The sequence below is a fragment of the Blautia sp. Marseille-P3201T genome (assembly GCF_900120295.1).
In the GTDB taxonomy this organism is placed as follows: Bacteria; Bacillota; Clostridia; order Lachnospirales; family Lachnospiraceae; genus Blautia.
Genome location: NZ_LT635468.1, coordinates 258,612 through 278,208, shown reverse-complemented (window position 1 = coordinate 278,208; position 19,597 = coordinate 258,612). Strand labels below are relative to the sequence as shown.

Here is a 19,597-nt window from a genome sequence, read left to right as displayed (position 1 = left end):
TAAAGTAGGAGATGCCGGGTTTCCTCCGTTAAAGGGAGCGCATATAAAAGTCATAATACTTTGTATGTTGTAAGAGGTGGTATAACGAAGTGAATTTTACTCTCGTCCTGTTACAGGGCGGGAGTTTTTCTTTCATAGGAAACTGCGTCTTGTGAAAGAAAAACGCTCCGCGAGGATCGCACTGCGGCGGACAGGAATATATCACAATTATGCTCTATACAATGAAATCTATATTAGGAATATTCATATAGCTTGAGCGAATTTGTCGAGTACACTTTGAGACTACAGGCTCAAAGCGAACGCAGACTGAGCGTCAGATATATGAGTATTCCGAAATTCAAGAGAGGAGAATATAAATGTATCAAAAAGTCACTACAGATTTAAATTTTGTAGAACGCGAGAAAAATATCGAAAAATTCTGGAAAGATAATGATATTTTCAAAAAGAGTATGGAACAGAAAAAACAGGGAGAAACATATACTTTCTATGATGGTCCTCCTACAGCGAATGGTAAACCGCATATCGGACACGTGCTTACACGTGTTATCAAAGATATGATCCCAAGATACCGTACTATGAAAGGAAAAATGGTTCCACGTAAGGCTGGATGGGATACACATGGACTTCCTGTAGAGCTTGAAGTAGAAAAGCTGTTAGGCCTTGACGGAAAGGAACAGATTGAAGAATATGGTTTAATTCCGTTTATTGATAAATGTAAGGAAAGTGTTTGGAAATATAAAGGAATGTGGGAGGATTTCTCCTCTACGGTAGGTTTCTGGGCTGATATGGATAATCCTTATGTTACTTATGATGACAATTATATTGAGTCTGAATGGTGGGCATTAAAAGAAATCTGGAACAAAGGACTTCTTTATAAAGGATTTAAGATTGTTCCTTACTGTCCACGTTGTGGAACTCCTTTGTCTGCGCAGGAAGTGGCACAGGGATATAAGGATGTAAAAGAACGTTCCGCTATTGCACGTTTCAAAGTAGTAGGCGAAGACGCTTATATTCTGGCATGGACAACAACACCATGGACACTTCCATCTAACGTTGCGCTTTGTGTAAATCCTGATGAGCAGTATGTAAAAGTAAAAGCTGCTGACGGATATACTTATTATATGGCAGAAGCGCTTCTTGATACTGTTCTTGGTTCTTTGGAAAGAGAAGAAGGAACACCTGCTTATGAGGTTCTGGAAACTTATGTTGGAAAAGATTTGGAATATAAAGAATATGAGCCATTATATAACTTTAAAGAACTGAACAAAAAAGCTCACTATGTTGTATGCGACAGCTATGTAACTTTAACAGATGGTACAGGAGTTGTTCATATTGCACCTGCATTTGGTGAAGATGACAGTAAAGTAGGAAGAAAATACGATCTGCCATTCCTTCAGCTTGTAGACGAAAAAGGTGAAATGACAGCAGAAACAAAATGGGCAGGAACTTTCTGCAAAAAAGCAGACCCTGAAGTGTTAAAAGACTTAGATGAAAGAGGATTATTATTCTCTGCACCGAAGTTTGAGCATAGTTACCCACACTGCTGGAGATGTGATACTCCTCTGATTTATTATGCAAGAGAGTCCTGGTTCATTAAGATGACAGCAGTAAAAGATGACTTAATTCGCAATAATAATACAATTAACTGGATTCCGGAAAGTATTGGAAAAGGCCGTTTCGGAGACTGGCTGGAAAACGTTCAGGACTGGGGTATCAGCCGTAACCGTTACTGGGGAACACCATTAAACGTATGGGAATGTGAATGTGGACATCAGCATTCTATCGGCAGCAGACAGGAACTCTATGAAATGAGTGGAAATGAAGCTGCTAAGACTGTTGAGCTGCACAGACCATATATTGATGAAATTACAATTACCTGTCCAAAATGTGGAAAACCAATGCACAGAGTACCGGAAGTAATTGACTGCTGGTTTGACTCCGGTGCAATGCCATTTGCACAGCATCATTATCCATTTGAAAATAAAGACTTATTTGAACAGCAGTTCCCGGCTGACTTTATTTCAGAGGCAGTAGACCAGACTCGTGGATGGTTCTATTCTCTTCTGGCAGAGTCCACTCTGTTATTTAATAAAGCGCCATATAAAAACGTTATTGTTTTGGGACACGTACAGGATGAGAACGGACAGAAAATGAGTAAGTCCAAAGGCAATGCTGTAGACCCATTTGAAGCATTGGAAAAATACGGTGCAGATGCAATTCGCTGGTATTTCTATGTAAACAGTGCGCCATGGCTGCCAAATCGTTTCCATGGAAAGGCTGTACAGGAAGGACAGCGTAAATTCATGGGTACACTGTGGAATACTTATGCGTTCTTTGTACTCTATGCAAATATTGATGAATTTGATGCAACAAAATATACATTAGAATACGATAAACTCCCTGTAATGGATAAATGGCTGTTATCGAAATTAAATACCGTAGTAAAAGCCGTAGATGAAAATCTGGAAAATTACAGAATTCCGGAAACAGCAAGAGCGCTTCAGGAATTTGTAGATGATATGAGTAACTGGTATGTAAGAAGAAGCCGTGAACGTTTCTGGGCAAAGGGAATGGAGCAGGATAAGATTAATGCTTACATGACTCTGTACACTGCATTAGTGACAATTTCCAAGGCTGCAGCTCCAATGGTGCCATTCATGACAGAAGATATTTATCAGAACTTAGTAAGAAGCCTTGATAAAAATGCACCGGAAAGTATTCACTTATGCGACTTCCCGGAAGTAAAAGAAGAGTGGATTGATAAAGAATTAGAGCAGAACATGGATAACTTACTGAAAGCAGTTGTTATGGGTCGTGCGTGCAGAAATGCGGCAAACATTAAGAACCGTCAGCCAATCGGTAAGATGTTCGTAAAAGCTCCATTTGAATTATCTGAATTCTATAAAGAAATCATTGCAGACGAGCTGAACGTGAAAGAAGTGGTATTCACAGATGATGTAAGAGAATTTACATCTTATAGTTTTAAACCGCAGTTAAAGACAGTTGGACCGAAATATGGAAAATTCTTAGGGGGCATTAAAGAGACACTTTCTAAACTTGACGGTAATAAAGCGATGGACGAATTAAAGGAGAAAGGTGCGCTTACTTTTGAAGTGAACGGACAGGAAATCGTTCTCACAGAAGATGACCTTTTAATTGATATGGCACAGATGGAAGGATATGTTTCAGAAGCAGATAATGACGTCACTGTTGTACTGGATACAAACCTTACACCAGAGCTTATTGAAGAGGGATTTGTTCGTGAAATTATCAGTAAAATCCAGACAATGCGTAAGGAAGCAGGATTTGAAGTTATGGATAAAATCCAGATTTCTCTTGCAGATAATCAGGTAATTGAAGGAATTTTCCGTGTACATGAAAAAGAAATCAAATCAGAAGTTCTGGCAGAAAATGTGGTATATAATGAAGTGAGTGGTTATACAAAAGAATGGAAGATTAACTCCGAAAATGTAAAATTAGGTGTAGAAAAGCTTTCATAAGAGTTGGGGAGGAAAAAGGGAATGTTAGACAATCATTTTAAAAAAGAGGAATTCAAAAAAAGCGTTAAAGAAAATGTAAAAATGCTTTACAGAAAAACAATAGAAGAAGCAACCCAGGAACAAGTTTTTCAGGCGGTTTCTCTTGCTGTAAAGGACGTAATTATTGACAACTGGCTCTTGACACAGAAACAGTATGAGAAGGACGACCCGAAGATTGTTTATTACCTGTCCATGGAGTTTCTCATGGGCAGAGCCCTTGGAAATAACTTAATCAATTTATGTGCTTATGATGAAGTAAAAGAAGCTTTGGACGAGCTTGGATTTGACATAAATGTAATTGAAGACCAGGAGCCGGATCCGGCTCTTGGAAACGGTGGTTTGGGAAGACTGGCTGCCTGCTTCTTAGACTCTCTGGCAACATTGGGATATTGTGCTTACGGCTGCGGTATTCGTTATCATTATGGATTGTTTAAACAGAAAATTGAAGACGGATATCAGGTAGAAGTGCCTGATAACTGGCTGAAAAACGGATATCCGTTTGAGCTTCGCCGTCCGGAATATGCCAAAGAGGTAAAATTCGGCGGTTACGTAAAAGTAGAATACGACCCTGCAACAGGCAGAAATCATTTTATTCAGGAAGGTTATCAGTCTGTGCTTGCAGTACCTTATGATATGCCAATCGTAGGATACAACAATAATGTTGTAAATACACTGCGTATCTGGGATGCAGAAGCAATCAATGACTTCCGTCTGGATTTGTTTGATAAAGGCGAGTATCATAAAGCGGTAGAGCAGGAAAACCTTGCAAAGAACATTGTAGAAGTTCTTTATCCAAACGATAATCATTATGCAGGAAAAGAGCTGCGCTTAAAACAGCAGTATTTCTTTATTTCTGCAAGTATTCAGGAAGCAATTGCAAAATTTAAGAAGACACACAGTGACTTACATGATTTGCCAAAGAAAGTGGCTTTCCAGTTAAACGATACTCATCCGACTATGACAGTAGCAGAGCTTATGCGTATTTTAGTGGATGAAGAAAACTTAGAATGGGAAGACGCATGGAATATTACAACACAGACTTGTGCTTATACAAACCATACAATTATGTCAGAAGCATTGGAAAAATGGCCGATTGAGCTGTTCTCCAGACTGCTTCCCAGAATTTATCAGATTATCGAAGAAATTAACCGTAGATTTTTACTGGAAATTCAGCAGAAATATCCGGGAAATCAGGAAAAAATCCGTAAAATGGCAATTATCTATGACGGACAGGTAAAAATGGCTCATCTGGCTATTGCCGGAGGTCATTCTGTAAATGGTGTTGCCAGACTGCATACGGAAATTCTGAAAAAACAGGAATTAAAAGATTTCTACGAAATGTATCCTGATAAATTTAACAACAAAACAAACGGTATTACTCAGAGACGTTTCCTGTTACACGGAAATCCACTGTTGGCATCTTGGGTAACTGCACATATCGGAGATGGATGGATTACTGATTTATCACAGCTTTCTAAATTGAAAGTGTATGCAGATGATAAAAAGGCACAGCAGGAATTCATGAATATCAAATACCAGAATAAGGTACGTCTGGCAAAATATATTCTGGAGCACAACGGAATTGAAGTAAATCCAAATTCTATCTTTGATGTTCAGGTAAAACGTCTGCATGAATACAAACGTCAGTTAATGAATATTCTGCATGTTATGTATCTGTACAACAAGATTAAAGAACATCCGGAAATGCCATTCTATCCAAGAACTTTCATCTTTGGAGCAAAGGCAGCAGCAGGTTACAGACGTGCAAAACAGACCATTAAGCTGATTAATGCAGTGGCAGATGTGATTAACAATGATAAATCTATTGACGGAAAGATTAAAGTTATTTTTATTGAAAACTACCGTGTATCCAATGCGGAAATGATTTTTGCGGCAGCAGATGTATCTGAGCAGATTTCCACTGCAAGTAAAGAAGCTTCCGGAACAGGAAACATGAAATTTATGTTAAACGGTGCGCCTACAATCGGTACCATGGACGGTGCAAACGTGGAAATCGTGGAAGAAGTAGGAGCAGAAAATGCCTTTATCTTCGGTTTATCTTCTGATGAAGTTATTAACTACGAAAATAACGGCGGTTATGACCCAATGCAGTATTTCAACAATGACCCTGATATCAGAAACGTACTGATGCAGCTCATTAACGGAACATATTCTAACGGAGATTTCAATATGTTCAGAGAAATCTATGACTCTCTGCTGAATACAAACAGCAGTGACAGAGCGGATACTTACTTTATTCTGGCTGACTTCAAATCTTATGCAGCAGCACAGGAAAAAGTAGAAGAAGCTTATCAGGATGAAGCAAGATGGGCGAAGATGGCGCTTTTGAATACTGCTTGTTCAGGTAAATTTACATCTGACAGAACTATTCAGCAGTATGTGGATGAGATTTGGCATCTGGATAAGGTTGTAATTGGGAAATAATAAATAAGAATTTTGAATATGAGGAGCGGTTGCTTTAAGCATATAGATATTTCGGAAGAATGTTTAAAGCGACAGCTCCGAAAATTTTTTCTGCAAATTTTAAGAGTCTGTTAAGGTATTCTTCTTTTCCTTCTTGTATTGATATAGTTCACCTAAGAAAAATCCCAATGTTGATAATGAAACTATGATATATGTGTCGGAGCGAAATGCTGTACTAAGGTGCCATGTGTGACCGAAATGATTATATAAAAGGTAGCATGCAAAAAACACTACAAAACAGACTAAAAGAGCATAAAAAATTCTTCCTAAGAATGTTTTAATGCCATTCAGTTTTTGAAAAATTCTTCCGGCAAAAAAATTGATTATACTGCATCCACCTAATACATAAATAAAATAAAGTGTCATAGCTGGTAAAATACTTCCAACTTCTACATAGTAGTGAATACCAATGATAAAAAAAGCATAAACAATGAATGTAAATAATTTCTTTAGATTTTTTCGCATAATTTCCTCTTTCTGTGCATAGCGCTTGCTAAAAGTTAAGGCAATTATATCTCATGTTTACAGAAAGGTGCAAGGTTGTAAATAGATTTATGAATGGAAAAACAAACATTTTTGTAAGTGCTTCCTTTTTAGCGTACGTTGTATTATAATTGTTATAGAATTTTTGCAAAATGAGGGGGATAAAATGGTGAAAAAATCATTACTGCTGGCATTAAATTTGCTGATGATGACTTCTTTACTGGGAGGCTGTACACCTGCAAAAACAGAAGAAACAATTCAGAGTGATAAGAATACAGTTGAAGAAGAAAAATTAGACGAGGAAGTATTACAGGGGAATTCTGTGGAACATGAAACAGAAAACGAGCCTGCTGCCAATTCTATGGAACAAAATGATGAAGAAAGTTACGCAGAAAGCCAAGGGGAAGAAGATGTTGTTAGACAGGAGAAAACAGTAGAAGGTTATGTCTTAGATGTGGAAGGAAATACAATTACTGTGGATTTAGAAAATCCTGAAGGAAGAAATTATCCGGAAGAAGGTCTTGACCGTGGAGTAGAATTTGATATTACAAATGCAGAAAAAGAGGTTATTCCGACTTCAGGTTATTCAGAAAACAGAGAATGTAGAATTAAAACAGGAATAACGGTTTTGATTACTTATTATGAGGAAAATGGGAAAAATATTGTAACAAAAATTTCTACCGATAATGACGAGAAAGAAATTGTTGTATATGTTTCTTCTGGAGAAATAGAGGAAATTACTGACAAAACCATGAAAATCCATGTTCGTGAAGGTGATTATAGCGGAGAAAGCTTGGTATTTGATACAACAGAGACTTCAATACCGGAGGAAGCAAGTGTGAATTCTACGGTAACGGTTACATATTATTTAAAAGAAAACACATATTATGCACTTTCTTTTATTTTTGATGATTTGTAGAAAGATATATAACTTAGAAAGGCTGTTGCATTAAGTAAATATTCTTGAATAATGTTTAAAGCAATAGCCTTTATTAGTATAATTAAGCTGTTCTGTCTTTTATCCATTTACATACAATGTCATATTCTTCTTGAACAGAAAAGCTCTTTTGGCAGATAAAAAGAGGAGCTTTTTCTAAGAAGAAAATTATACCGTTTTTACAGATAGTTATCTTTTGGATGTCGGAATAATTGAAGTTTTTTTGGATTTTTTCATGCAAAACAGTTTCTTCGAATACAACATAAGTATCATAAAAGGATATTGACTCTATGTAAGTACCTAAAATTTCTTTCATAAAATTTGTTCTTTTCCAGCATCTGTAAGCGACGATGTAATTATAAAATAGAAATAATAAAAACAGTAGAAATACAATTAAATAGGGAATGCTCATTACTATCAAAATAGATTTTTGTATTTTTCCCTGAGATGTATAAAGTAATTCATTTCCGGCTTTGTAAGTAATATATCCTAATATTAAAAAGAGCAATAAAAAATATATTCTTATACAATTTCCTTTTAAGGTTCGTTTATACCATTTTCTGAATAATTGGGTAAACTCTTTTTTATCATAGTTATAGTTGATTTTTACCATTCTTTGTATACTCCTTGTACCAATTTTTAATTACGTTAAGAGCACTTTTTTCTTTCAGTTGTTTTTTTGTAATGTAAATGTAATCCTGAGATTTCTGTGGTTGTATGATTATTCCATTTCTATAAAAGCGTATTTGTGCCACGTCTGTATAATCTATATGTTGAGCTACTGGTTTTTCTTTTCTATATCCTGATATTTTTAATCCATTTGGTAAAAAGCAAATGTTCTGTGTGTATGTACCGGTTTTATATAAAATTTTACGGGCTGTCCAATATTGCTGATATATTTGCTTTATTTCGAGAAAAACAGCTACGGATGGAACAACATATCCAATACAACAAAATAGAATGACCATTTCTAACAAGAATAGACTATCTGAAAAGATTATTTTTCCAAAATCTATATAGGTTATAAAGAGTAAAAGAATAAATGCAACCAAGGAAATTAGTGCAAATATTATCTTCTTCCGAAAAAATATTTGATGATTTTTATAATGTTCCCAAAATATTTTTAGGTATTCATTTGGGTTTTCTTTAACTTCAAATTCGTATTGCTTTTCCATATTTCGTTTCCTTTTGTTAAATTTAGTTGTATAATCTACAAAAATCTATATTAAAAAGAATTTATACTTATTATGATGTGTACGCTTAGAGATTAAGCTCCAACTTAACAGTCAAAATTTTGCTCAATATATTTTTTACAAGTCATGTATTGCTCATTATCTGAAAAAAGTTCTTTAGGCAAGAAGATTAAATTGCGTTCACCTTCCATTTCAATAATAATGCCAAAAGGGGATACGTTGATATCTGTTGGCTGATTGTATAAAATAGTTTCCTGAAAAGGAATATTTAGAAGACTATATTCTATATTCATACAATCTGAAAAAAAAGAAATACTTTTTATATATGTACCCATTTCTTTTTTCCATCTTAAAACTTTCCAGTATACTTTTGCAAATTTATATGGAGTTCCGATTAGTATAGCGTATGTTTCTGCTATTATAAGAAATATAATTGTAAGAATAAAAAAAATGCCTGCATTATTTTCTAATAAAACATCACGTGAACCCATATACCAATATGCTATAAAAATTCCTATGGTAGGAATAAGTCCTATGAATATTCTGATACGGATATCCCGAGCCCTTTTTTGGCGATTACCCCACCACATAATTAGACGACGGTATTTGGGAAATTCAAAATAAATTTCTGTGTTTATTTTTTGCATAAATATTTTCTCCTATACCAATTACAAAAATTTTTAAAAACTTTATAATCAGGGAATACACAATCTGGTATATATATAATTTCAAAATCTTTTATAGCAATACCATAAAGACTTATATCTGATATATTTATATCTTGCCAATTATATGTAGAAATTACCGGTTCGAAATTTTTATAGCGTTCTATAATGATTTTTTCTTCAGTAAACTGTAAAGAATGAATATAGTAGCCTTTTCTTTTTAAAGTGCTTTGAGCATCCCAGTATAAATCGAAATATAAAGCTGCATGTGTCGTAACATATAGTAGTGTATGAATGCAGACTATGATAAATGCGATAAGAAACCATTTCATCCAGTTAATATCAAAAGCGATATAGAGTACAGTAGATAATATAAAGTTGAGAATATTGCCGATAATAAAACATCGGTATTTTATTGTTTTAAACTCTGGAATATGTTTTTTTACATAATGCTTAAAAAGGAGTAAGTAATCCTTCTGCTGGAGATCAGAAAGGAAAAGTTTTGTATCGAAAGGAAAATTTTCTGTATCCATAGTCTCACCTGTCTAATAATATTATCAATAATTACATCATAACAAACATTATTTGGAAATTCAAATGACAAATGAATATTATATTGTATTTATATTGAATGAAAAAGTAAAAGAAAATAACAGAATATTGAAAAAATAATACTAAAAAATACATAATCTATAAATAGTAACAGAAAAATTCAAATATTGTATTTATAAAGCAAAGGAGGAATGGTAACTTATAGGAATAAGAATGGAGAACTTTTGAAAGAAGGAGGAGGTATGAAGACAGGTAAAAGAAAAAATCAAAAGTACATAAGTGCAATGTTAATTGCAGCTATGAGTATGGGAAATGTGACGGGAGTCTTGGCAGAGCCTGTAAATGTTGTTGCAGTGAATGAAGAACAGGAGCGTGAGGTTTTGGAAACAGCCGTGCCAACAGAAAATCAGGAAATTTCTATTGTCAGAGGTGAAAGCTTGCAACTGGACAAACCGGAGGGCTTCTCCGAGAATGTTACATGGAGTGCAAAATTTTTAAAGAAGGATGGGACTTTCTTACGAAATGCAGGATATTCTAAAATTAAAAGAGAATTAAAGGAGGGCGAAACAGACGGAACACGTAAGGCAGGAGATGCAAGTGCGGAACATTTATTGAAGGTTGAAGCGGATGAAAACGGAAACGCAGTGATTACAGGAGAGAATAAGGGCAATGCCGTAGTGGTGGCACAGGATGACCAAGGAAAAACAGCACAGTGGAAGGTAGAAATTTTATATCAGTCTCCTTCAAAACTGCCCTCTGCAACGGCAGAAGATTACGGAAAAATTCGTCAGGCATGGAAAGAGTCTTTAATTGGCAAAGATTTAGTATCAGAAGAAGGCGGAGCGGAAGTCTTAGAAGAAATCAATCAGGAGGCAGAAGCGCTTTGGAACGCTTATGTTTATAAGGGACAGGAAGAATGTGGCGGTATTCCTTGGGCAGAGGATGAGGGAGCAAAAGGCAATAAGAATATTCCTTATGAAGATGATGCAGTGGAATTTCGTGTTTCTTTTAAAAAGGTGCTTTCTATGTGTAAAGCTTACGCAGCAGAAGGCGGAGCTCTCTATCAAAATCAGGATATGCTAAAGGATATTACCAATATTTTAGATTTCCTGTGCGGCTCTTGTTATACGGCAAAAAGCCAGACGGATAACTGGTGGACATGGGAAATTGGTATTCCCAAGGATTTAATTCCTGCTTTAATATTGATTTATGACGGACTGACAGAAGAACAGGTTATGGCGTACACAGAAACACTTTACTTTTTCCAGCCTGATCCGTTCCATGAAGGCGTTATCAATACGGCAAGCACCCATGGGCAGGGATATCGTGAGGCGCAGGGAGCGAATATTATCGACTGTTCCACAACGGCAGTGGGACTGGGAGCATTGAGAGAAGATAATGAGCTGGTGTATTTGGGGATGCTGGCGTCTTCCCAGACCTTTGTTATTCAAAATGTAGAAGACAGCGCTCAAATTGCAGCGAACGGATATAACAGCGGTTTTTATCCGGACGGTTCTTATCTCGACCATATAAAAGTGCCGTATTTAGGCGCTTATGGGATTGAGTTTATGAAGGGTGGCGCTAAAATTCCGTCTCTCCTTGCTGGAACACCCTGGAAATATCCGGAACAGGTTCAGGACAATCTGGAAAGCTATATTGTGGAAGGCTTTGGAAACGGCATGTATAAGGGAATGATGCTGGATTGTCTGAAAGGGCGTTCTGTATCCAGACCAGCAAGCAGCAATCAGGCAGCAGGACGTGAGGCAATGATGATTATTCTGCAAATTGTAGACTCCTTTAGCCAAGAGGCAAAAGAGACAACGCTTTCTGCGCTGAAAGCTTGGCTGGAAGAAGATGAAGGATTTATTGACAGTCTTGTTGGTGCGGAAAATATGGCAATTAAAAAGAAAGCCAAGGAAATTTTGGAAGATACCTCCATCCAAAGTAACATAGCGCCGGTACATAAATCTTATCCCCTTATGGACCGTGTAGTTCACAGAACAGAAGACTATCTTTTTGCATTGTCTATGTATTCGGAACGTATTCAGAACACAGAAATTATGAATGATGAAAATCGTTTTGGATGGCATCAGAATAACGGGATGACCTATATTTATGATGAGGACAACCAGTATACAGAGAATTATTGGAATACAGTAAATCCGTTAAGACTGCCAGGAACGACCGTGGTTCCGGTAAATATCGGTACAGGGAAACCGGATGGCTCAGGTTTTGCACAGGGCGGAGATTTCTGTTCCAAGGAGAGCTGGGTAGGAGGAACTTCCATAGGAAATTATGGCGTCAGCGGTATGTCATTTTCAGGAGAAACGCAGGGAATTGCAGGAGATGCACCGGTTTCTTATGCGCCGGATTTAAAAGGCAAGAAGTCATGGTTTATGTTTGATGACGAAATGGTCTGCCTTGGAGCAGGAATTACCAATAAAAATATGGAACTTCCGGTGGAAACTACCATTGAGAATAAGAAGTTAAGAAAAGACGGAAGCAATCAGCTTCTTGTCAACGGAGAAAAAACAGAAATACCTGTGAAAGAAGCGAATGTAAAAGAGTTGGTTGAACGTACAGCAGACGTATCAGGCACAAGCTTTGAGCAGGTAAATTGGGCACATTTAGAAGGCAATCAGTCTGTGGGAACAGGATATTATTTCCCTGAAGAAAATACAGAAATTCAGGTTCGCAGAGGTCAAACCACAGGCAGTTGGAAGGATGTAGGAACTTTTGAGGGGGAAAGCACAGAGAATTATCTGGAAATGTGGGTAGACCACGGACAGAACCCGGAAAACGCATCTTACAGTTATGTATTGCTTCCCGAAACAAGTGCAGAAGAAACAGAAAATTACGCACAAGCACCTAAGGTAACCATACTGGAAAACAGCAGTGAGGTTCAGGCAGTGCGCCATGAGACATTAAAAATCACAGGCATAAATTTCTGGCAAGAGCAGGGAGGAAGTATAGACGGAATAACAAGTGATAAGGCTGCGTCTGTTATGCTTCAGGAAACGGAGCAGGGAACAGTGAAAGTTTCTGTTTCCGACCCCACAATGAAAAATAAAGGAAATATTCAGCTTACACTTGAAGAAGAAATAGCAGACTGTGTTCAGTTGGATGAAAATGTTACTTGTGAAAAAACAGAAAACGGAGCAGTTTTGACTTTTGCTATGGCAGGAACAAACGGAGCAGCTTCCATGGCAGAGCTTCAGCTTGTGCCGCCTGTAACACCGCAGCCGGAAGAACCGGAGACACCTCAGAAGCCGGAAAATCCGGAAGAACCAAGTACACCGGAAATTCAGGAAATTGATATGCTGGTAAATAAAGAGCATGGTGTCAAATTAACAGGAGAAGGTCTGACATCAGATATGCAGTTATCTGTAGAGAAGCTGGATAAAAAACATGCAGATGTGAAGCTTATGGAAAAGGAAATTTCCAAGAAACAGCAGCTTGACAATCCTATTGAAATTCAGCTTTTAAAAGACGGAAAAGAAATTGCCCTTCCTCATAAGGCAGAGCTTCAGCTTCCTGTATCGGAAAAATATAACGGCAAAGAAGTTGTGGTACTTTCCTGTGACAATGAAAAAGTAAAAAAATTAAAAGGAAAGGTAAAAGACGGATTTGTATCCGTAGAAGTAGAGTCTTTAAACAGCTTTGGTACGATATTGGATAAGGCAGTTTCTTCCGGTGTGGATAAGGTTAAAACAGGAGATGAAACACCGCTTGTAATGCTGTCTGTGATGTTTGTAGTCGGAGGAACGCTGTTTGTTGTATTAAAAAGGAAGAAAAAGGCTTGATATTCTTTTTTGAATTGTGTACTATAAAGGAGTGTAAACTGCATATCCATGATGGTCGTTGGAGCTTGCTCCAAGGTTAAAAGGGAAATCGGTGCAAATCCGATACAGTCACCTCTACTGTAATGCTTTTCGGCTAAGTCAGAAAATCTGCCATCAGAGAAATAGATTTCCGGGTTGAGGGAGTTTTATTTGTGTAGAAAAAGATGTGCAGGATAAAATTTCATAGTGAAGATAGATAAGGTTTCTTTACCGGTGTGTAAAGGAACCTTTTTTTGTGAGCTTGTTACATTAAGGGAATGCCAAAAATATTTATACATTTTACGTTCAGTTTGCGCTCACTTTGAGCTTGTAATCTCAAAGCGTGCTCAACAAATTCACTAAAAATGTATAAATATTCTGAAGTTCTCTTTTATGTGGCTGTCTCATAAAAAATGCTCTGTAAGGAAAAATGTAAAGGAGAAAGAAAATGAAAAAAAGAAGAAATGCAAACCGTGTTCTCAGTCTGCTTCTGGTAATGGCATTGCTTATTACCGGAATGCCTGTATCGGTACATGCCACAGGCGATATGGAAACCCCGGTTGTAGAAGCAGGAGAAATTTTAAGTGGGACGGGGCAGGAAGCTGAAATTTCTGAAACAGAAATTCCCACAGTTATTGAAGCAGGAACGACGTATACTCTGACAGAGGACATTGTGTTTGAACAGGAACAAAATTTTGAGAGTATTGCAGGAACTTTAGATGGAAACGGACACACGATTACTCTTGCAGATAAGCCATTGGCAAACGAGGTAACAGGGACTATTCAGAACCTTGGAGTAACCAGCGAAAATGTGATTGCAAGTGACAAAACTTTTGGAAGTATGGCAGTTACTTTAAGCGGAACTATTCAAAATTGTTATTCCACAGCGAAATTAAAATTAAGTGGATTAGATGATGCAGGCGGTCTTGTAGGAATATTTCAGTCAGGTGCAATTAAGAATTCTTACTTTGGAGGAAGTATTGAGGCCATGATGGCAGGCGGTCTTATTGGAATTCGCCAGACAGATGACAGTATTTTATCTAACAGTTATTATGCGAAGGATAAAATTCCGGGGGTTTACGGTCCTGTATCTATGGGAAAAATTCCGGAAAATGCAAGTGATTGTGTAAAAACCTTAGAGGAATTAAAGGCTGGAGCAGCATTATTAAATAAGGATATTCCCGACACAGGATTTACATGGATTTCTCCGGCAGACGGCAGTAATAGCGGACTTCCTGTTTTGACACAGCAGGGAGAGATACCAAATCCGGAACAGCCGGATAAAACAGCGCTTCAAAATGCTGTAAATGAAGGTAAGAAGCTGGAGCAGGACAAATATACAGAAGAAAGCTGGAGAGGATTTGCAGAAGCATTAAATACAGCAGAGCAGATTTTAGAAAAAACGGATGTAAAACAGACAGAAATTGACGAGGCGTTAAAAGCTTTAAATCAGGCAAAAGAACAGTTGGAGAAGAAAAAGGTTACAGAACCGGTTGCACCTCCGACAGATGAAAGTCAGATTGTGCATATCAAAAACCAGTCTGATTTGGAAAAAATAGATACGGCACAGACAGGTACTTATTATGTACTGGACAATGATATTACGTTAGACGGAATGTATATGTCTTTCGTTGAATTTAACGGAATTCTGGATGGAAACGGACATACCATTACCCTTGATGATGCTACATGGCTGTTTCAGAATGTAGGAGAAGAAGGTGTTCTTCAGAATATTCATTTCACAGGAACTTTAGCTTCATGGGCAGAAAGCGGACCGGCAGGTTATGATTTAAAAGGTGCGATTATCAACTGCTATACGGATGTAAAGGGCGATGCTGCCTGTGGATTTGCAAAGAGACTTTCCGGCGGAAACCTGATTAACAGCTATTCTGTCAGCGAAGGAAAAAAAGGTACTTTATTTAAGGAATACAAAGCAGGAACACTGATAAATTCTTATTGGTGTGAAAGTATGAAAAATCCTGTGGATTTTTCCGCAGATGCGTTAGTGAATTCTTCTGCAAAAACAGAAGAAGATATGAAGACAAAAGAGTTTGTGCAGCTTCTAAACGACAATAAGGGCGAATTTGGCGTTACATGGGGACAGAGCAGCGCCGGATATCCGTATTTTGGAGAAAATCAGGAATATAATCCTGACAAACCAAATTTGCCGGAAAATAAATACGAAGTAGAATTTACTTTTGCAGACGGTGTGAAAGAAACTATTGAAGATCAAACCTTATATGTATCACCGGATGAAGTAGGAGCTTTTAATTTAGCCGGAACGTTCCAATTAAAAGATGTACCGTCTACCAGTAAAATCTCTTGGAACATGACAGAAGTAAAGCCGGAAGGCTGTTTATTAATCGGAGCAGATGAAGGAGGTCTTCGTGTAGACGGAGAAGGTTCTGCTATTGTATCTGCCACAGAGATAAAAGAAGACTCCTCCACAGAAACGGTTGCTTGGATAAAAGTAATTGCCAAAGCGCAGGTGATGGAAGAAATCAAACTCTTTATTGACGGACAGGATGTGACCAACGGTAAAATCAAAGTGGCAGGCTCTGAATGGAAAAACATTCAGGTACAGGTAAAATATCAGGGAAGTGAAGAATTTGTACCGGTACATAGTTCTCGTTTTACTTATGCGCCAAGTGATGAAAAGCTGATTTATAACTTGAATTCATCCAGCGAATTTAAGTTCAACAAACCGGGAACAGCGTCTATGACAGTGACCGCAAAGGCAAACCCTGAAATAAAAGCAGAGGTAGAAGCAACTTCTTCTTATGTACCTGTTGAAAGTGTGAAGCCGGCCATTTCGGGAGAAAAAGAAATTCATTCCAGAAATGCCAATGATCCTGACAATTATGCGTTTTTGCCGGATTACAGCGGTGTGATTGTATCACCGGAAAATGCCAGCTATGCAAGTAACTGGACAGTAACCAGCAGCAATCCGTCTGTTGCCGACTATGTAGACAGTATGGTGAAGGGATATGTGCCATATAAAGCGGGTACAGTCACTTATACGGCAAAAATCGAACAGACAAATCCTGAGACAAAGAAAACAAGCGTAGTAAGCGGAACTTCAGAGGTTACTTATAAGTATAAAAATCCGTTGACAAAGATAACGATAGATGAAAGCAACCTCCAGATGGAAAACTTCACAGAACAGCTTCTTGACTTGACTTTTGAGGGAGAGCTTTCCAAGGATGGCTGGAGTGTTACAGATCCACAGTTGGAATGGTCTTATGATAAAGCGGGAATTGTAAAGGTTGTCCGTAAAGAGCAGGGATATTGGAAAAAAGGAAATCCGGAATGGGATAATGCACCGGATAAAGGTTCTTTTCTTACCAGTGATAAGTATTATGTGCAGTCTTTAAAAGAAGGTACTGTAACGGTAACAGGAACTCCGATAGACAAGACAAATAAAGTAGAGCCTATAAAATTCACCGTTACTGTGTCAGGCGGGGAAACACCGCAGGTAGATATTGATGCGTTGATAAACAAAGGATTGCAGGGGGCAAAAGAGCAATTTGCATCCAAATATCCAGAAGAAAATTATCAGTATAACAACAACGACTGGATTGTGTATGCACGTCTTCGTGCAGGAGAAACCATTTCACAGGAAAAATTAGATGCTTATTATCAGTCTGTGGCAGACACAGTGAAAAAATGGAGTAAAAAGCAAAAACCCACAGATATGGAGCGTGTGGCATTGTCCTTGTTAATTATGAACAAAGACATTACGGATGTAGACGGTGTAAATCTGGTAGAAATGATTTATAATCATCCGAGCTTAGATATGGGTGCAAATGAGCTGGCATGGGCGCTGCTGGTAACGGATGCAAAAGGAATGGAAATTCCCACAGATGCAAAATGGAACAGAGAGAGTATCATAACTGCACTTTTGAAATTCCAGAATGAAGAAAACGGCGGTTTCGGACTTGTGGATAATCAGACTGTCAGTGTGGATATGACAGCTATGTGCTTGCAGGCGCTGGCTCCGTACAGAAATACAAATGTAAAAGTTCATCAGGCAGTGGAAGCAGGATTAGAATATTTGAAGAATTCTATGTCTGACTCTTATGACTTTGGAACGTCTGAAAGTACAGCGCAGGTATTGCTTACTTTGACGATTTTAGGCATCGACCCTTTAAATTCCGATTTTGGAACTCCTTATAGTAATATGATTACCTGTCTTATGGACAACTATTATTGTGAAACAGAAAAAGGAAATGGTTTCTGCCACGATAAAAGTAATAAAAAGTTAAATGAAATGTCCGGTGTTCAGGTATTTCAGGCATTTACAGCTTATACACAGGCAAAAGCAGGAGAAAAGACTTACTGGGATTTAACAGAAGAAAATCAAAAAACAGAAGTAGAAGAAGTTATTCAGCTTATTGAAAACCTTCCGGCGATAAAAGATTTAACATTGGAAGATGCAGAAGTTGTGCTTTCCATTCAGGCGTTGTATGAAAGCCTTACAGAAGATGAACAGCAGCTTGTACATAATGCAGAGAAGTTACAGAAAGCTATTGAACGCATTGAGGAATTAAAAACGCTGGGTGAAGAAGTAGGTAAAGTTACTTTAACGATTATGGACGGCTTAAAGAAGGAAGAAAAACTGTTGTCCCTTCTGGAAGAAAACGAAATAAAGGGTATGATGCTTCAGACACAGGCAACGATTTATCAGACGGACTCTATGATGAGCGTAATTGAACGTGCCTGCAAGGAAAATGGCTTTAGTATTTCTATTCGAAACGGAGAATATATTGAAGAAATTGACGGACTTGGCGAATTTGACCGTGGACCGGGCAGCGGCTGGGTAGGTACTTTAAATGACGAATTTACAAAAACCGGTTTTGCGGATTTTACAGTAGAAAACGGCAAGTTAAAAGATAAGGACGTAATTACAGTAGAATATACGGAAAATCTGGGAAAAGACGTAACAGAAAATGCCGAATTATCTACACTGGGAATTACAGACGGTAAATTGTCACCGGAATATGCAAGAGATACTTATGAATATACGCTTTCAGTGGGAGAAAAGGTAAAAGAAATTACATTAAATCCGAAATCTTATAATCGCTATGCGGAAACAGTAATAAAGTCAGCAGATAAGGTTTATGAAAGCGGACAGGCTATTCCTGTGGAAGACGGAACAAAAATTGAAATTGTTTCTAAAAAAACAGTAAGAGGAGAAGACATCAAAACGTATCTTCTTACCATAGAGCAGAAAAAGACTTCACAGCCTGAGCCACAACCGGAACCAAATCCTGAGCCAAATCCAAATCCGGATGAGCAGAAAGAAATTACATTGGTAAATAAAAAGTATGGAGTTTCTTTAAAAGGAAAAGGTCTTGAGCAGGATATGGAGCTTTTGGTAACACCTCTTGATAAAGACAGTGAAGCAGTGAAAGCAATGAGAAAGGAAATTCCTTCCGCAAAATCTGTATTCCGTTTATATGATGTTGTTATCCGACAGAATGGAAAGAACTTAGAGCTTCCTAAGGAAGCAGTGCTGTCTATTCCGGTAGGAGAAAAATATAACGGACAGCAGCTTACTGTACTGCATTACATAAACGGAAAAGTAGAAAAGCTGAATGGTAAGAGTGCAGACGATATGGTATCTGTTTCTGTAAAAAGTCTTGGAGGATTTGGAGTAGTGGTAGATACACCTTCAAATTCACAGGGGAATAATCAGAGCGGAAATCAGAACAATGGCACAAACAGTAGTACAAACAGTGGCATAAAAACAGGAGATGAGGCACAGCTCATGCTCTGGATGTGCATCGGTGTTGTATCCTTAGGAACAATAACAGCTTTGTACAGAAGAAAGAAACATATAAAATAAAGAGATAAGAAACTGTCGTAGAAAATGCAGTCAGGTCATTGTATCTGAGATATATTTCTACGGCAGTTTTTATTT

Annotated in this window: 10 protein-coding genes and 1 riboswitch; of the genes, 5 read left to right on the top strand and 5 right to left on the bottom strand. The window is 37.6% G+C overall.

Annotated elements, in window-relative coordinates:
- Positions 1 to 356 precede the first annotated feature (356 nt).
- Together ileS and BQ7352_RS04240 are read left to right on the top strand one after the other, a co-directional pair.
- Positions 357 to 3,500 (top strand): isoleucine--tRNA ligase, encoded by a 3,144-nt coding sequence (gene ileS / locus BQ7352_RS04245; RefSeq protein ID WP_072447237.1) that lies wholly within the window; start codon positions 357 to 359, stop codon positions 3,498 to 3,500.
- A 21-nt stretch (positions 3,501 to 3,521) separates the two neighbouring features.
- Positions 3,522 to 5,984 carry a glycogen/starch/alpha-glucan phosphorylase gene (locus BQ7352_RS04240; RefSeq protein WP_072447234.1) on the top strand — a complete coding sequence of 821 codons (2,463 nt, stop codon included), beginning with the start codon at positions 3,522 to 3,524 and terminating at the stop codon, positions 5,982 to 5,984.
- Between the two features lie 99 nt (positions 5,985 to 6,083).
- Here BQ7352_RS04240 and BQ7352_RS04235 read toward each other — a convergent pair whose 3' ends face one another.
- Positions 6,084 to 6,488, bottom strand: a complete 405-nt coding sequence (locus tag BQ7352_RS04235) for a hypothetical protein (RefSeq protein WP_072447232.1) — start codon at positions 6,486 to 6,488, stop codon at positions 6,084 to 6,086.
- 184 nt (positions 6,489 to 6,672) lie between these two features.
- Between BQ7352_RS04235 and BQ7352_RS04230 the strand changes: the two genes are divergently transcribed.
- Positions 6,673 to 7,425: a hypothetical protein gene (locus BQ7352_RS04230; RefSeq protein WP_072447230.1), complete on the top strand. Its 753-nt coding sequence runs from the start codon at positions 6,673 to 6,675 to the stop codon at positions 7,423 to 7,425.
- A gap of 82 nt (positions 7,426 to 7,507) precedes the next feature.
- Here BQ7352_RS04230 and BQ7352_RS04225 read toward each other — a convergent pair whose 3' ends face one another.
- The 4 genes from BQ7352_RS04225 to BQ7352_RS04210 all read right to left on the bottom strand — a co-directional run bounded on the left by BQ7352_RS04225 (position 7,508) and on the right by BQ7352_RS04210 (position 9,834).
- The gene (locus tag BQ7352_RS04225; RefSeq protein ID WP_003022022.1) at positions 7,508 to 8,056 is read right to left on the bottom strand and encodes a hypothetical protein; all 549 of its coding nucleotides are present in this window, start codon (positions 8,054 to 8,056) and stop codon (positions 7,508 to 7,510) included.
- Positions 8,037 to 8,618 carry a cytochrome O ubiquinol oxidase gene (locus tag BQ7352_RS04220; RefSeq protein WP_072447228.1) on the bottom strand — a complete coding sequence of 194 codons (582 nt, stop codon included), beginning with the start codon at positions 8,616 to 8,618 and terminating at the stop codon, positions 8,037 to 8,039. The genes BQ7352_RS04225 and BQ7352_RS04220 overlap by 20 nt, the downstream gene beginning before the upstream one ends.
- Positions 8,619 to 8,722: 104 nt before the next feature.
- Positions 8,723 to 9,283 (bottom strand): hypothetical protein, encoded by a 561-nt coding sequence (locus BQ7352_RS04215; protein ID WP_072447226.1) that lies wholly within the window; start codon positions 9,281 to 9,283, stop codon positions 8,723 to 8,725.
- Complete coding sequence (locus tag BQ7352_RS04210) at positions 9,271 to 9,834, bottom strand: hypothetical protein (RefSeq protein WP_072447224.1); 564 nt, start codon at positions 9,832 to 9,834, stop codon at positions 9,271 to 9,273. Before BQ7352_RS04210 ends, BQ7352_RS04215 begins: the two co-directional genes overlap by 13 nt.
- A 261-nt stretch (positions 9,835 to 10,095) precedes the next feature.
- Here BQ7352_RS04210 and BQ7352_RS04205 point away from each other — a divergent pair, with 261 nt between their 5' ends.
- Both BQ7352_RS04205 and BQ7352_RS04200 read left to right on the top strand, forming a co-directional pair.
- Positions 10,096 to 13,656 (top strand): polysaccharide lyase 8 family protein, encoded by a 3,561-nt coding sequence (locus tag BQ7352_RS04205; RefSeq protein ID WP_242948522.1) that lies wholly within the window; start codon positions 10,096 to 10,098, stop codon positions 13,654 to 13,656.
- A gap of 35 nt (positions 13,657 to 13,691) precedes the next feature.
- Positions 13,692 to 13,825: riboswitch (cobalamin riboswitch) on the top strand.
- A 297-nt stretch (positions 13,826 to 14,122) separates the two neighbouring features.
- Positions 14,123 to 19,522, top strand: coding sequence for a cadherin-like beta sandwich domain-containing protein (locus tag BQ7352_RS04200; RefSeq protein WP_072447221.1), 5,400 nt, complete (start codon positions 14,123 to 14,125; stop codon positions 19,520 to 19,522).
- Positions 19,523 to 19,597: the final 75 nt, after the last annotated feature.